This window comes from Virgibacillus sp. Bac332 (assembly GCF_003667785.1).
In the GTDB taxonomy this organism is placed as follows: Bacteria; Bacillota; Bacilli; order Bacillales; family Amphibacillaceae; genus Virgibacillus; species Virgibacillus salarius.
This window is the reverse complement of record NZ_CP033046.1, coordinates 399,548-415,710: the sequence shown is the minus strand read 5'-3', so window position 1 is coordinate 415,710 and position 16,163 is coordinate 399,548. Positions and strand designations below refer to the sequence as shown.

At 37.4% G+C, this 16,163-nt stretch carries 15 protein-coding genes; 8 read left to right on the top strand and 7 right to left on the bottom strand.

The window, feature by feature from the left end; all coding sequences use genetic code 11:
- Nucleotides 1–289: 289 nt before the first annotated feature.
- Both D9782_RS01905 and D9782_RS01900 read left to right on the top strand, forming a co-directional pair.
- On the top strand, nt 290–505 hold the full coding sequence (locus tag D9782_RS01905) for a hypothetical protein (RefSeq protein WP_162986310.1): 216 nt from the start codon (nt 290–292) through the stop codon (nt 503–505).
- A 228-nt stretch (nt 506–733) separates the two neighbouring features.
- The gene (locus D9782_RS01900) at nt 734–1,012 is read left to right on the top strand and encodes a hypothetical protein (RefSeq protein WP_121603946.1); all 279 of its coding nucleotides are present in this window, start codon (nt 734–736) and stop codon (nt 1,010–1,012) included.
- A gap of 510 nt (nt 1,013–1,522) precedes the next feature.
- On the opposite strand, the gene D9782_RS01895 is transcribed toward D9782_RS01900, so the two are convergent.
- Nucleotides 1,523–1,696 (bottom strand): YjfB family protein, encoded by a 174-nt coding sequence (locus D9782_RS01895; protein ID WP_240455790.1) that lies wholly within the window; start codon nt 1,694–1,696, stop codon nt 1,523–1,525.
- Between the two features lie 806 nt (nt 1,697–2,502).
- A complete protein-coding gene (locus D9782_RS01890; protein ID WP_121603944.1) occupies nt 2,503–2,874 on the bottom strand; it encodes a YtxH domain-containing protein in 372 nt (123 codons plus the stop codon).
- A gap of 252 nt (nt 2,875–3,126) precedes the next feature.
- Between D9782_RS01890 and D9782_RS01885 the strand changes: the two genes are divergently transcribed.
- The 5 genes from D9782_RS01885 (at nt 3,127) to D9782_RS01865 (ending at nt 9,456) form a co-directional block, all read left to right on the top strand.
- On the top strand, nt 3,127–3,630 hold the full coding sequence (locus D9782_RS01885) for a competence protein ComK (RefSeq protein ID WP_121603943.1): 504 nt from the start codon (nt 3,127–3,129) through the stop codon (nt 3,628–3,630).
- Between the two features lie 224 nt (nt 3,631–3,854).
- Entirely contained in the window at nt 3,855–4,736 is an 882-nt protein-coding gene (locus D9782_RS01880; RefSeq protein WP_121603942.1) for a TetR/AcrR family transcriptional regulator, read from the top strand.
- 30 nt (nt 4,737–4,766) lie between these two features.
- Nucleotides 4,767–5,621 carry an efflux RND transporter periplasmic adaptor subunit gene (locus tag D9782_RS01875; RefSeq protein ID WP_121603941.1) on the top strand — a complete coding sequence of 285 codons (855 nt, stop codon included), beginning with the start codon at nt 4,767–4,769 and terminating at the stop codon, nt 5,619–5,621.
- Between the two features lie 3 nt (nt 5,622–5,624).
- Complete coding sequence (locus D9782_RS01870; protein WP_121603940.1) at nt 5,625–8,699, top strand: efflux RND transporter permease subunit; 3,075 nt, start codon at nt 5,625–5,627, stop codon at nt 8,697–8,699.
- A gap of 451 nt (nt 8,700–9,150) precedes the next feature.
- Nucleotides 9,151–9,456 carry a hypothetical protein gene (locus D9782_RS01865; RefSeq protein WP_121603939.1) on the top strand — a complete coding sequence of 102 codons (306 nt, stop codon included), beginning with the start codon at nt 9,151–9,153 and terminating at the stop codon, nt 9,454–9,456.
- Nucleotides 9,457–9,563: 107 nt separating this feature from the next.
- Here the strand turns inward: D9782_RS01865 and zwf are convergent, their stop codons facing one another.
- The 5 genes from zwf to D9782_RS01840 all read right to left on the bottom strand — a co-directional run bounded on the left by zwf (nt 9,564) and on the right by D9782_RS01840 (nt 14,352).
- Nucleotides 9,564–11,045 carry a glucose-6-phosphate dehydrogenase gene (gene zwf / locus D9782_RS01860; protein WP_026681757.1) on the bottom strand — a complete coding sequence of 494 codons (1,482 nt, stop codon included), beginning with the start codon at nt 11,043–11,045 and terminating at the stop codon, nt 9,564–9,566.
- 557 nt (nt 11,046–11,602) lie between these two features.
- Nucleotides 11,603–12,028 carry a threonine/serine exporter family protein gene (locus D9782_RS01855; protein ID WP_121605793.1) on the bottom strand — a complete coding sequence of 142 codons (426 nt, stop codon included), beginning with the start codon at nt 12,026–12,028 and terminating at the stop codon, nt 11,603–11,605.
- A gap of 36 nt (nt 12,029–12,064) precedes the next feature.
- Entirely contained in the window at nt 12,065–12,811 is a 747-nt protein-coding gene (locus D9782_RS01850; RefSeq protein WP_121603938.1) for a threonine/serine exporter family protein, read from the bottom strand.
- 76 nt (nt 12,812–12,887) lie between these two features.
- Nucleotides 12,888–13,589 carry a chitin disaccharide deacetylase gene (chbG, locus tag D9782_RS01845; protein WP_121603937.1) on the bottom strand — a complete coding sequence of 234 codons (702 nt, stop codon included), beginning with the start codon at nt 13,587–13,589 and terminating at the stop codon, nt 12,888–12,890.
- Between the two features lie 31 nt (nt 13,590–13,620).
- Nucleotides 13,621–14,352 (bottom strand): GntR family transcriptional regulator, encoded by a 732-nt coding sequence (locus tag D9782_RS01840; RefSeq protein ID WP_121603936.1) that lies wholly within the window; start codon nt 14,350–14,352, stop codon nt 13,621–13,623.
- Between the two features lie 494 nt (nt 14,353–14,846).
- On the opposite strand from D9782_RS01840, the gene D9782_RS01835 reads away from it, so the two are divergent.
- Entirely contained in the window at nt 14,847–16,163 is a 1,317-nt protein-coding gene (locus tag D9782_RS01835) for a 6-phospho-beta-glucosidase (RefSeq protein ID WP_026681752.1), read from the top strand.

Genomic DNA, 16,163 nt, shown 5'->3' with positions numbered 1-16,163 from the left:
TTTTTTAAAAGTTAAGAAAGTATAAAATCAGTGCAATGACTGCGTTAAGCCAAGTAGTTATTTTGAAATGTTTGATGTATATTGGCAATGCTCCGACTAATTACTTCGCTTTCCGCGGGCACGGCTTCAACTAACTTTGCAAAGAAGAACACGTTGCAAAGTGGATTTTCGGCTCGCGCAATTCCCGCAGGAGTCTACGTAATTAGTCTCCGCTATGAGAAGGTGCAACAATTCTGTCATAAGTAATAGGTTGACTTTTTTACAATGGGTAAAGTAAAAATCGCTATCCGTGAGTATAAAAGCAGTTGTGTTACTTCATGCTAGCGTTGTAGAGCCTGATAATAGCGAAGGCCGGCCACTTCAACTCCTGTGGGAAATGTTTGACCTGAAGATCCACTTTTTTGAGCGGGTTTTGCTAAAAAAGTTAGCTGAAGGACAAACGCCACGGAAAGGGAAGTTGGCAGCCGGAGTGGTGGTCAAGCAAGCAGTAGCTATTATTCCATAATAGCTATTAGAGAAAGCGTGAATCTGAGCATTTAGTGATAAGGACTGAGCGAATTTCGCTCAGTTTTTCTTAGACTGTTGGTTAAGGGAAGGCAGTAATCCAGCTGGTTTCTCTGGTTCAAATGTGTATACATGTTAAATTTAAGGTAATTTTTGAAAAAAATTGTATGACTTCTTTTGAAATGGTTATGCTAAGACAGATAACGAACAACAAAAGGAGGTAAAATACATGAAGAAAAAACTTCTAGTGAAGTTTGGTGCACCAGTATTAGCGTTGTCTTTAATCGCAGCATGCGGAATAGATGACGATCAGGATCCAGTAGAGGATGAGGCACCTCTAGATCAACAGGAAGAAGATAATATCGATGACAATCCTGCTGATGATAATGGAGGAATGAATGAAGAAAATCCTGACATGGAGAATGATGGTAACGACACTGACGAAAATAATGATAATAACATGATGGATGATGAAAACAAAGATGAGAATGGAGAAGGAAATCAATAACATTTCATCTCTTCACTCTTAATGTAGGTTTTTATCCCACATTTACTGGCAGTAAGCCCCCCACTTCAAGCAATAAAGTGAAACCACTATTGGTAAGTGAGGATCGCCTGCCAGTAAATGTCCGATTGATTCAAAGGCCTTTAGGTCCATACCCTTGTGGTACTAACAAGCCGTGGGGGATAAACAAACCCCCGCGGATTGAAGTTTCACATTATCACTAAACAAGCAGAACAAATCCTAAAGTAGGAAAGTTCTGCTTTTGTTATTATAAAATAGCCCATGTGGTGTTGAACCGCGTCCAGCTACAGCGCCCAGAAACGAGGCCGACTTTACAAATCGCCCTAATCTAGGTCATCATCGGCTCGCAAGCTCACTGTGATTCTTTTATCTCCGTTGATTCGCTCCAGTCGCTACGTTTTTAATCGGACGCTTGCGCTTTTGTTCTATTTTACATTATTTCTTATACGTTTAAAACTTGTGATGCGAAACTTCTACAATGAACAAGGGGAACTAAAGCGAGATATCAACTCGATTGCCAAGCGATGGATGCGGTGCTGTAGGTGCAGATTGGTCGAGCATTTCTTGCAATTGTACGCCTTGCGTTTCCATTACTTTCATAGCATTTTTCATCACGGCAATACTTGCATCAGAACGAACTTGTTGATTTGCCATAGTAACAGACAATGCAGCAATATCCATAAAATCAGGCCTTTCTACTTAAAGTTAGTTTGAGCTATATTTAGTATAACATAGGTGGAAAGACCTAGGCATCTAATCTATAAATTATTTCATAATGGTTATCGTAAAATGAGATAATTTGTGTTTATCCCGCATATAACTGGCAGTAAGATCCGCACTTTAAGCAATAAAGTGAACCCAATATGGGTAAGTGTGGAACAACTGCCAGTAAATGTCCGATTGGTTTAACTAACCATCCGTGGGGAAAAACAAAACCCCCACGGATGGAAGTTTCACTTTATCCCGCATATAACTGGCAGTAAGATCCGCACTTTAAGCAATAAAGTGAACCCAATATGGGTAAGTGCGGAACAACTGCCAGTAAATGTCCGATTGGTTTAACTAACCATCCGTGGGGAAAAACAAAACCCCCACGGATGGAAGTTTCACTTTATCCCGCATATAACTGGCAGTAAGATCCGCACTTTAAGCAATAAAGTGAACCCAATATGGGTAAGTGTGGAACAACTGCCAGTAAATGTCCGATTGGTTCACCTAACCATCCGTGGGGATAAACAAAACTCCCCACGGATTGAAGTTTCACTTTATCCCGCATATAACTGGCAGTAAGCCCCCCACTTCAAGCGATAAAGTGAAATGAATATGGATAAGTGTGTGGTCGCCTGCCAGTAAATGTCCGATTGGTTACAGGGCCTTAGGTCATACCCTTGTGGTACTACCAATCCGTGGGAAATATCACCTTCACGGATGGAAGTTTCACTTTATCTTTACATATGAGATGATAAAGTATTCTATTTTTTTGCTTCATTGGCAGCAGCTAATTCTTTTTTTGCGGAATGAATCTCTACATCCGTCTGCTGGTTTTCAAGCTTTTGTTTATTTTGTCTTTGCGCTTTTACTTTGTCCGTTATTTTTTTTGAAGTAGCAGATGCCGTTTGTTTTACATTTGTGAGTTTCCCCTTAGCTGAATTTCCAAATTTCTTGGTTATTACTACCGTATTATCTTTTGTATTTACCATCTGCTTTGAAATATCTTTACGAAGCTCTCTCCCTGTTTTAGGGGCTAATAGTAAGGATGTAATGGCACCAACAGCAGCACCCATTAATGTCCCTGATATAACTTGTTTTACATTGATCGATCTCTTCGTTTCAGTTTTAGCCATTCTTTCTCCTCCTGTTAATATGATGTCACCGCGTAACAAAAGATAGGAGATGTTTTAATCTCACTCATACAAGCATGTGACTTTAGCTAATTATAAGTTCATTACCCCTAATCTATAAGAATAAAACGGTAAAATTAAATATATTTAAATTATACCCAATCATTTTAAATCATCTGAATATATACCAAAACCATTTATATTCATAGTAAAATAGATTTACAACTAATAAAAATAAAATCAGGAGGTAAATAGATGGAACAACGAATTACATCGGTATATATTATTTCTCCACAAACGAAAGCTATCTTATTAAAGGAACGATCCTACTTTCGCTCTATTATTTTGGAAGGAAATATGCAGAGAAGGTCTTTACATAAACCAGAACAGATAATTAACAATAGTTGTTTATTATATGGATCGACGTTAGACGGAAGAAGGAAGGCTGTGAAGCGTATATTAAAATCGTCTAGCAAACTCCCAGTTCCTATAATTCCAGAGAAGGGTGTTTACATGCTACCTACTGCCTCAATAAAAAATAAAAGCTGTGTTTGGTTGGCTTATCATCATATTGATACTTATGAAAAGTACAAGGATCAGACTTATATTAAATTTTTTGATGGCAATGACTTACTAATTAATATCTCGCATAATGCGTTTGATATGCAATATAAGCGAACTAGCCAATTAATCGTACATATGAATAGAGGGTTTTTATTCGACCAACGTAGTTTCCGAAATCGATATTTTAAATTTTAATACAGATAAATAAGAGACGGACGCAAAGAAATTAAGATTTAGTTGGGTGGACAAGCTGGTAGCTCAGAATAGGGAACAATATGTTTCTTTTTTTTACGTAAATTTACTTGTTTTGAAAACGCTTTTGTTGTTAAACTTATAAAGTGGTATAATGACTGACCGGTAAGTCAGGATTTTATTGAAACTATTCGTATAGTTATTACGTAAAACAGGTGGTGACGAGATTGAATGAGAAAAAGATGAAGTTAATTGAAGCAGGAATGAAATTAATTGCTGAAAAGGGGTACTTTAACACTTCTATTCAAGAAATTGCGAATGAGGCTGGTGTATCAAAAGGTTCTTTTTACATATATTTCCCATCGAAAGAAGATTTCCTTACTACAGCTTTTCTAGATTTCCACCGCCATATTACTTTGGAAATGAAGCAAGCAAAGAGTAATGGAAAAACACCTAAAGAGAGTTTTGCAAATCAAATCACTGTTCTAATTGATTATATCTATAAGCATAAGGATTATATTATGATGTATTTTCGTGAAAATATATCAATTGGGCAAGATATGGATAACCAAATATGCAACTTAAAGATAGAGAATTTTAATTGGATGAAGGAAAATCTACGAGATATCTATGGTAATCAAATAGATGTAATGATTATTGATGCTGTTATACAAGTAGAAGGTCTCATTCATGGTTATTTAAAGTGGTTGGTAATAGATGATATTACAATTGATAAATATCGAGCAGGTATGTTTATCGTTAGACGGTTAGATGATTTAATTAAAGGAATGCTAGAAAATCAGGAAGAGCCGCTAGTCAAAGCCTCAGAAATACCTTCTGATTATCATAATGCAACGGAGCATGAGCGTTTTAAGCAACCTTTTCTAGCAGCATTAAGAAAGTTAGAGTCGAAAGTAGCTGAATTACCATTGAGTAGAGCTAAAGAGTCTCAACTCTATCAGGTGATACAGGCCATACAAAATGAGGCAGATAGTAATGAGCCACAAACTGTAGTTATTCAAGGGTTGTTAGCTCACTTTACTGGATATCCTGAATTGAATGAAGAAGTTAAACAAATTGCTACAGTGTTCGATGTTGAACTATTATGATGTGTTAAAGATAAGAGAGGAGTCGAATAGATGAAAAGATTAAGTATAGGTCTTGCGGGATTATTATTAATGGTTCTGCTAGCTGCATGTAATCAAGAAGAGGATAAGAAGCAAGGCGAAGAGAGAGTAACCCCAGTTGAGACGGAGGAAGCGACGGAAGGGGATATCGTTATCGATAAGACAGTTTATGGACGAACACAACCATTGACATCAACTCCTATTATGGTTCAAAATCCTGGAGAAGTAGACACGTTGGAGGTTGAGAATGGGGACCAGGTCAATGAGGGCGATCTGATAGCTACTATAAAGACACCGGCAGGTAAACAAAATATTAGAGCTTCTCGAGATGGAGAAATTGCACAATTATCGTTAGGTAAAGGTGAGATTGTTTCAACGGAAAATCCATTAGCATTGATCGTTGATTTAGAAAAGATAAAGCTACAGTTTACGGTAACAAATGATATCCGTTCCTTATTAGATAAAGAAGACAAATTAACTACCATTATTAATGATAAAGAATATAAAGCAAAAGTTACTTCAATAGGAACAATACCTGATGATACAGGTCTATATCCAATTGAAGCAACTATAGAGAATAAGGATAATGATTTATTGCCAGGAATGACTGGAAAATTGCATATTCCAGAAAAACGAATTGATTCCGCCGTTATCGTTCCTACAGAAGCAATTGCAGAGGAAAATGACGAGTCATTTGTTTATGTGATAAGAGATAATAAGGCTGTTCGTACTATAGTTTCGATTAAAGAATCACAGTCAAATCAAACTGCTATTGAGGGTGACGTTAAAGCTGGGGATCAGATTGTTGTAAATGGTCAGCTGACATTAACTGATGGTAGTAAGGTCAATGTCGTGAAAGGGGAATAAATTTTGAAGCTTGTAAAAACATCAGTAAAACGTCCTGTCGGCGTTATCATGATTGTTCTGGCCATTCTTGCATTGGGAGCCGTTTCACTCCGTAGCTTAACGGTTGATTTATTTCCAAAAATAGATCTCCCAGTTGCAGTGGTCGCAACCACTTATGATGATGCTGCACCACAGGAGGTAGAGAATTTAATAAGTAGACCAATCGAATCTGCAGTAAGTACTGTAGAAGGTATTGAAACAGTTCAATCGCAATCGCAGTCTGGCTCCTCACTTGTAATGCTAATGTTTAGCAATGGAACAGATTTAGATCAGGCATTGTTAGATGTGCGTGAAAGTGTGGATCAGGTTAAAGGGATGCTGCCAGATAGTGCAGGCGAACCAAATATTATGCGATTTAATCCAGATCAGATGCCTGTAATGTGGGTAGGACTGACTGGTCAGGATGCAGCAGCGTTAACAGAGGTTGCCGATGATCAAGTTGTGCCATTCTTTGAAAGACAAGGTGGAGTGGGCTCTGTTTCTGTTGAAGGTGGAAAGGAAAGAGAAATTCAATTAATCTTGGATGAATCCAAACTTCAACAGTATGGGGTAACGACACAATCTATTGTTCAATCATTAAATAGTACGAATCAATCAGCCTCAGTTGGAACCGTTGAAAAAGGAAATAAGGATCTTCAACTCCGTATTACTGGCGAATTTTCATCAGTGGAAGATATTAAACAAACGATTGTTCAAACTGAAGCAGGTGCTACGATACACGTAGAAGACGTGGCTAAGGTTAAGGATGGTTTTAAAGAACAATCCAGCCTAACACTTGTAAATGGTAAACCATCAGTCGTTTTATCTGTTTTGAAAAAAACAGATAGCAATACGGTTGAAGTGGCTACAAATATCGAAGACAGTATCAAAGAAATAAAACAAGAATTACCATCTGATGTCAATTTAGATGTGATTATTGATACATCTGACTTTATTCAAATGTCTATTGATTCGGTAGTTCAAAACATATTAATCGGTGGGATTATCTCCATCTTTATCTTGTTGTTATTTTTAAAGAGTATTCGCGCTACGATTGTAATTGGTTTATCAATTCCAATTGCAATTATTACAACCTTTACGTTAATGTATTTCACTGGCGAGACGTTAAATATCTTAACACTAGGAGGGCTAGCATTAGGTTTAGGAATGATGGTGGATAGCTCCATCGTTATACTGGAGCATATTTACTCCTTCAGACAAAAAGGTTATAGTTTGAAGGATTCAGCAATAAAAGGTGCATCTGAACTGGCTCCTGCCGTTATTGCTTCTACAACAACTACCCTAGTAGTATTTCTACCTATTATTTATGTAGAAGGAATAGCATCAGATTTATTTACACCGCTTGCTTTAGCCGTCTCATTTTCGTTAATTACTTCGTTGGTTGTTGCGGTTACACTTGTTCCGATGCTTTCTTCAAAATTACTGAAAAAAGCAATCAAGGATGGAGGAAGACGATATTGGTTTGATCGTTTCTTAGATTGGATCAATGATCGTTATCGCAGTATCTTAAAATGGGTATTGGGTCATCGAAAAACGTCAGTATTTGTTACCATCCTAGCCATTGTTGGTAGCTTGGCGTTGACACCATTTATTGGAGCTGAATTTATTCCTTCTGCTGATCAAGGTCAGATGGAGGTTCGTATTGAAACAGCCTCTGGAAGCTCTTTGAAGCATACCGAAGAGGTTGTTGAAAAGGTGAATAAGGAATTAAAGGCATTTGATTCCGTCATTGAAACAAATTATGTAAGTGTCGGCGGAGGAGGCTTTGCCGGAGCTGGTGGCGGTGGTGCGAACCAGGCAATTTACACCATGCAGTTAATCCCTTCATCAGAGAGAGAGAAGACAACAAATGCTGTTGTCCAGGAAATGGACGAAGCACTTCAGGATATTCCTGGAGCTGAGATCACAGTAAGCTCAATGGATTCGGGCATGAGTATGGGAGAACCTATTCAAATAAAATTAAACGGTCCAGAGCATGAAGTGTTAACAGAACTTGCGGATCAAGTTGTCGATGAAATATCCACAGTAGATGGAATTTATAATCCAGAATCAGCTGCATCTGATGGTGTACCGCAGATGAATATTACCGTTGACAAAGATAAAGCAGCAATGTACGGTTTGACTCAGGAACAGGTTCTTGGCCAAGTGCAGCTACAATTTACGGGCCAAGTAGCTACAAAGTATCGGGAAGATGGTCAGGAAATGGATGTTAGCCTTATGTATCCAAAGGATCAGCGTAGTTCAATAGAAGATTTACATGATATGAAGATTCAAACAATGCAGGGATCAACCATTTCACTTGATGAAGTAGCTGAATTTAAGCAAATGAGCGGACCTGTTAGCTTACTAAGAGAGAACCAGCAACCACAGATGAATGTTACGAGCCAGATAGTTGATAGAGACTTAGGAAGTATATCATCAGACGTAGAATCAGTACTTGCGAGCATGAATTTACCAGAAGGCTATAGCTATGAAATTGGTGGTCAGTCCCAAGACATGACAGATTCATTTACTGATTTAGCAATTGCGTTGGTCTTCTCGATTTTCCTTGTTTATGCAGTGATGGCTATACAATTTGAGAATTTCTTATTCCCATTAATTATTATGTTTGCAATGCCTGCAACTGTAATTGGGGTTATGCTCGGACTGTTTATCGCGGATATTCCTCTTAGTATTCCTGCTTTTATTGGAATAATCATGCTTGCCGGTATTGTTGTGAATAACTCGATTGTATTAGTTGATTATATAAATCTTTTACGCAAAAAAGGGAAAGATCGTTATGAAGCAATTTTAGAAGCAGGACCAAGCAGGCTACGTCCTATTGCTATGACAACATTAACAACGATTTTAGCAATGGTACCATTAGCGCTTGCTCTTGGTGAAGGTGCTGAAACACAGCAACCATTAGCGGTCACAATAATATTTGGGTTAGGCGTTTCAAGTATCTTTACACTACTATTAATTCCTGTAATCTACACACTGTTTGATGATTTAACAGCAAAAATTACAAGAAGAAATAAAAATAAAGAAGAAGCTTAGGTGATAAGAAGCTGCTGAGATAAAGCGATAAAGCCCATTCTAAAGGTGAACAATACACTATCTTGGGAAAGATACGTAGACTCCTTGGCAAGCGAAGTATATTTCCCAGCAGCCTCGTTAGGGACAAAAGAATTTTTAGCGATGTAAAACCGAAACTTTATCTGAAATATTTAGATAAAGTTTCGGTTTTGGAAATAGATCATTCATTCATCGCTTAGTCAAATGCTTGCTTTCTGTGGGCACGTCTTCAACTATTTTACTTTTGTCCCAGCCACTTTCCTGATCAGTCAAGTATTAATATTTGTTAGTTAATTATTTCCGGATTCAAAAACCTTGTGAATTTGGGCGTGCTTTTTTTCACTTCTCACTAATTTTAACCTGAGTACATCCGCAAAAAATGTATTTGATTAACTTTATTGAGAAGAATAGAAGAAGTAGAGGAGGATATCTTATGTCTTTATCCAGAATAATGAAATGGGTCACAGGGATATTTGAAGCACTACTTGGCTTTCCTATTCTTGGGGGCGTATATATTGTTTCAAATTTTTGGACACCCTTGTTTGTTATGTTAATACTTCATATCATTACATTATTTTTATCAAAAAGAGATGGTGCAGCTACAGCAGGTAGTATTTTAGGAATTATTACATCATGTATTGGGTGGATACCTATTGTCGGTATGGTAATGCATATCATTACTGCTATTGTACTAATAATTACTGGAACCATTTCAGACGAACAAAAACGTATAAATTAAAAAGACCAAGTAATTCGTATGTTATGCGAATTACTTGGTCTTTTTTTAGAAATTAGCATTTTGCTAAACTAGAATATTACGCTGACTTTTTTCTGAGAGATGATCAGCTATTCAGTAATTGGCCACCAATGGAATCCATCTTGTTCAAGTAAATCATTGGCAGCCTGTGGCCCCATTGAACCTGAAGGATAGTTTGGGAATTTAGGTTGTGATGCTGACCATGCTTGAAGTAAGGAGTCGATAAATGCCCATGAATAGGCTACTTCATCCCAATGTGTAAAGTTTGTTGTATCGCCGATGATACAATCATAAATTAGTTTTTCATAAGCTTCTGGTGTGTTTATTCCATCCACGCCATTATTGGTATAAGAAAGCTTAATAGGCTCAGCAATTGAGCCGATTCCAGCCTTTTTAGCGTTGAGATACAAAGTGATTCCTTCATTTGGTTGAATATTAATGACCAGTAAATTAGGATGCTTCTCTGCTTCATCCTTGTAATATAAATTCATTGGTATATCTTTAAACTCAACGACAATTTTAGTGGATTTTTCTTTCATACGTTTGCCGGTTCGGATATAGAATGGTACTCCTGCCCAACGGTAGTTATCAATCATTACTTTTCCAGCAACGTATGTCTCTGTAGTAGATCCAGCTAACTCTTCTGTTTCTTCTCGATATCCCTTCACCACTTCGCCTTTTGAGGTTCCACTTCCATACTGTCCACGAACAAAGAATTCATCCACTTTGTCAGGATCAACGTGTCGTAATGCCCGTAATACCTTCACTTTTTCTGAACGAATTTCTTCTGGAGTTAATTTAATTGGTGGTTCCATTGCTAATAATGCTACCATTTGTAGCATATGGTTCTGTACCATGTCTCTTGTAGCACCTGAATGATCATAGTAGCGTGCTCTATCTTCAACACCAAGTTCTTCACTAGAAGTAACTTGGATATTGGAGATAAAGCGATTGTTCCATAAATGTTCAAATATCCCATTCGCAAAGCGAATAACTTCAATGTTTTGTACCATTTCTTTTCCTAGATAATGATCGATACGATAAATCTGATTTTCATTAAATGCCACGCGAATTTGATTGTTTAACGCTTTTGCAGATTCTAGATCATGACCAAATGGTTTTTCAATAACAAGTCTTGTCCAGCCAGCACTATCCTTTAAGCCGTTTTGTTGAAGCTGATTGGCGATGGAACCAAAATATTCCGGTGCCATAGCTAAATAGAATATTCGATTGCCATCTGTTTGATAATTACCCTCCAGCTCTTCAAGTAATATTTTTAAATGGTCATAGGAAGACGTGTCAGTTACATCAAAGGAATGATAATAAAAATGAGATGAAAAAGCTTCTATATCTTCTGCGTTTAAAGAAGCATTTTGAATTGAATCTCTTACATTTTCCCTAAAAACTTCATTGGTCCATGGTCTACGAGCGAGACCAACTACTGCAAAATCTTCACCAATTTTTCCATTCTGATAAAGGCGATAAATGGAAGGGAATAATTTTCTCTTAGATAGGTCTCCTGTTGCTCCAAAAATCACAATTACTACGTTTGGTTTATCTATAGTATTCAAAATACCCTCTCCATTTTCTATTAACTAATTAGCCGATAGCCAAGTTATCCCGCATATAACTGGCAGTAAGCCCCCGACTCCAGGCGATAAACTGAAATAAATATGGATAAGTATGGGAACAACTGCCAGTAAATGTCCGATTGGTTCTACTATCAATCCGAAACCCACGGATTGAAGTTTCACTTTATCCCGCATATAACTGGCAGTAAGCCCCCGACTCCAGGCGATAAACTGAAATAAATATGGATAAGTATGGGAACAACTGCCAGTAAATGTCCGATTGGTTCTACTATCAATCCGAAACCCACGGATTGAAGTTTCACTTTATCCCGCATATAACTGGCAGTAAGCCCCCGACTCCAGGCAATAAACTGAAATAAATATGGATAAGTATGGGAACAACTGCCAGTAAATGTCCGATTGGTTCAAAGGCCTTTAGGCCATACCCCTGTGGTACTAACCATAAGTGGGGGATAAAACAGCCCCTCAACTGATTGAAGCTTCACTTATAAATCATTAACTTCCACTATCATATAAGTTAGAAATTAGAAAATCAACTATTCGAGACGGAACCAGCCCCAGGCTTTCTTAAAAATTTGATTAGCGACTTCAGAGAACATCAAGCCGATGGCAATAGCCCCGGCTAACAGCATCACTTTTGCTGAAAGTTGAACAGCGCTAAAATAATCATTTTCAACAAATTTTCGCATGGCATCATAAGCAATGCCTCCAGGCACGAGAGGGATTATTCCGGACACATTAAAAATAATTATTGGTGTCTTATATAATCTTGCACATAGATGACTTAATACAGCAACAAGCATGGAACCAAAGATAGTAGCAGGAACGGTATCAATTCCTTGATCAACCAAGATATAATAGACAATCCAGCCGAACATGCCGACAAGTCCACACTGGATTAAAGCTTGTCTGGGGGCATTAAAAAGAATACCAAATCCACTAGCAGCGATGAAGCTTGTCATTAGTTGAGCAAAGAGCAAGTTTATCTCCTCCTAATCCTACATAAAGGCAAATACGACAGCAACACCAGCACCGATTGCAAAGGCTGTTAATATTGCTTCAACGCCTTTTGAAACACCGGCTACTAAATGACCTGCCATCAAATCACGTACTGCATTTGTTATGTGTAACCCAGGTACAAGAGGCATTACGGCCCCGATAATAATCTTATCCATTTGCATGCCGAAATTCAGCTCGATAGCTATAAGTGCGAGAATGGCAATGATAAAAGAAGCTAGAAATTCGGCAATAAATCTTATCTCCACTAGCTTTTCAAACCAGATCATGGCAGCAAAGCCTCCTCCACCAGCAATAAAAGAAGGGATAAAATCACCCCATAATCCACCAAACATGATGGTGAAGCTACCGCTAACTAATGCAGCTGCTAGAATTTGCATCCAATATGGAAATGATTCACTGGCATGCTGAACGCCCTTTAGCAATAATAAAGCCTCTTTTACCTCAATAGATTGTTCGGCTATTTGTCGCGAAATACTGTTTACTTCAGTAATTTTATGGAGATCAGTTGAACGATTGGAGATTCTACGGAAATAGGTCGCTTCTCCTTCAGTAGAAAAATGAATACCTGTTGGTGTCGCATAGCTTTCCGCATTTTCTAATCCATAGGCAATTGCGATTCGATTCATTGTATCTTCCACTCGATAGGTTTCTGCACCACTCTCCAACATGATTTTTCCAGCAAGAATGCAGACTTTAGCTACAGAAGTAGGGTCATTGTTATTCATAGGGTTCCCCCTTTCATAAGCATGTTACTAATATGTAATGATAGGAACGATTCGTCCAGAAGATAGGATGTTCGGCTTATTCTATTTTTTCCACCCAATCTGGTGCTTGTAAGGAGCATAATATCTTTAATTCTTCCTGTCTTTTATCTAAATAAGAACTTATATTTAATAAGTCGTTGTCGACCATCGCTGGATGCGTCATTATTTCAATACTTGATGCTTCAAGTGATTGGATTTGTGAGAATAAATCAGGGGTTATTCCTTCTCCATAGAAGTCTAACCAGATTTGTTCTGTTAATAATATATCTTTCTCATCTTTTAAGGAGTCAGTAACACGAACAGGGACCTGATAATCCTTTGCTAACTTCATGATTAAAGGTTTAAGTGGCTCCCAACCATGTACATGATGATGACTATCAATATGATGTAAAGGAAGACCCGTATTCAAAAAAGCTTCTATTTGGGAGCGCCATTCTAACTCCAATTCCTGTAAATTGGGCGGATTCATTTGTCGAAAACGACTACTAAATCTAAACGTACCATCCTCGTTTACAAGATCAGATATCTTGGAGCTTAATGGTTTCCCCCAAGTTAATACCAGATGGATTCCTACTTTTAAAGTTGGATGTGCTTTCGCTTGTTCTACTGCATAGTCTACAGCCAGCCCATTCATCATTAACGTTGTAGAATCAACTACCCCCTGCAAATGGGACTGTATAATGCCATCTGTTACTCCTTTTGTTAGACCATAATCATCCGCATTAAATAAAACCTTCATAAATATTTTCCCCCTCCATATTATTAAACTTTTATTCAGCTTCAAATGGGTAGTTACGTTCAATGACAAAATTTGTTTTATCTCCTCTAAAGTAAGAGCGAGAATATTCTACCTTCTCCCCTTTTTCATTTTCTGCAACGGTTTCAATATAAAAGCATGGTGAACCAGGTTCACAGTTTAAATGTGAAGAGGAGCGCTCATCAGCAAGTGCGATTTCTATATGTTCCGTTGTTTTTGCTATGTGGACGCTAAAATCCTCTTTTAAAGCTCCATAAAGCGAGGTCTCGGCTTGTTCCTTTGTAATTCCTGGTGCAACATTCCACGGAATGTAGGCGATCTCATATTGAGTCGGCTCAGTATTCGCTTTACGAACCCGCTCCACCCTTTGAATGGGGTCATTTAACGTAACATCTAACGATTGTTCTAGATATTCATTTGCCGGTACAACTTGAATACTAATCAACGTGATTTCTGCTTTTTTCCCTTGAATGGCAATCTGGTCGCTATATCGTTTTACGGTTTGGGATAATGTCTGTTTTACTTTCTGATCGGCGACAAAAGTTCCTCTGCCTTGATGACGCTCTAAGTAACCCTCAACAGTTAATTGATTGAGAGCAGTTCGAATAGTTGTTCTACTCACGCCAAAACCCTTACATAATTCTAGCTCTGTAGGTATCTTTTCTCCTCTCTTATATTTATTAGCTTTAATTCGATTCAGTAGTTCCTCTTTTATATAGGCATGTAATGATTGGTTCTTTTCCATTCGTGCACTCCCTTATCTATTTGATCTTTTTATCATGTTCATGGGTTAAAAGGAAATTTTCAATTCGTTAAAATTACGTGAAACTAAAATTATCTGGTTATATGTTGTAAAAAGCAAAAGACCTTTTTGCAGGATAATACATGAAGTACCCGGTTAGGTAATGTAGATGGTTGTCGATTGCCCGATAGTAATTGTACTGTCTACATGTATGCGTTATTAAAATTCTTTTACTTGTAAATTTATTTAATTAAAGTGTACAAGATTACACATTTAATGACAATATTTTATAAATGTAATGACAATATAAAACAATTTTTTAATAATGTATGGACAATAAATAATTTGTATGATACATTTTTAGTGGAGAAACGGAATAGGTATAAGTAACCAATAGTTAAGGAAGAAGTTTAGAGTTTTTTGGATCATTCCAGAAGACGCTTAATTTTTCATTATAATTAAAAGCGTTTTCAAAATTCATCAAAGGAGTTTATACAATGACAGTAAAACTTGTAGTAGTTGGTGGTGGATCAAGTTATACACCTGAGATTATTGAAGGGATAATTCGTCGCCATGATTCATTCCCTGTTACAGATATTGTTCTAGTTGATATTGAAGCTGGGAAGGAAAAACTCGAGATTATCGGTAATCTGGCACAACGCATGATAGAAAAATCCAATAAACCTATTAATCTATCGTGGACATTAGATCGTAGAGAAGCGCTTAAACAAGCTGACTTTGTTTCAACACAGATAAGAGTAGGAGGTTTAGCTGCTCGTTCAAAGGATGAACGAATCCCGTTAAGTCACGGATTTATTGGTCAGGAAACAAATGGGGCTGGAGGAATATTTAAGGCCTTTCGTACCATACCAGTATTATTGGATTTGGCAAAAGATGTTCATGAAATTTGTCCCAATGCGTGGATTATAAACTTTACAAATCCTGCTGGAATCGTTACAGAGGCATTATTGAAACATTCACCACATAAGAAGGTTATTGGTGTTTGTAATATTCCATACAATATGCGTCATTCAACAGCAGAAATATTGGATGCCGATCCAAATGACGTATTAATTGAATTTATTGGGATGAACCATTTTGTTTTCGGTAAGAAGGTATATGTCAATGGAATAGATCGTACCAAAGAAGTTTTGGAGAAGTTAAGCGGCGATTTAGATTACTCACCTGCAAACATTGTTAATTTAGGCTGGTCGAAGACATTCATTGAAGCAACTGGACTTCTTCCTAATCCATATCATCAGTATTATTTCCAAACGAAAGAGGTTTTGGAAAAAGATGTGAAAGCATTTAAGGAAAATGGTACTAGGGCTGAGGTTGTGCAAAATTTGGAAACATCTTTATTTAACATCTATAGTAATCCATCATTATATGAAAAACCTAAGGAACTAGAAGAACGTGGTGGTGCTTTTTACAGTGACGTCGCTTGCAGTTTGATGGACTCTATATATAACAACAAACAGGATGTTCAGACTGTAAATACGATTAATAATGGGGCTATTCCAGATCTGCCTGAAGATGCAGTTATTGAAGTAAACTGCATGATTACAAATAATGGTCCAAAACCGATTTCTGTAGGTGCATTGCCACATACAGTGAAAGGCCATATTTATCAAATGAAGGCATTTGAAGAGTTAGTGATTCGGGCAAGTATATCTGGAGATTACAACGATGCATATACAGCAATGGTTATGAATCCACTTCTTGCAAACGAAAAAGGTAGTAAGGTTGTGCTTGATGAGTTATTAGAAGCACATAAATCATATTTACCACAATTTAAATCAAGGGGGAATTAG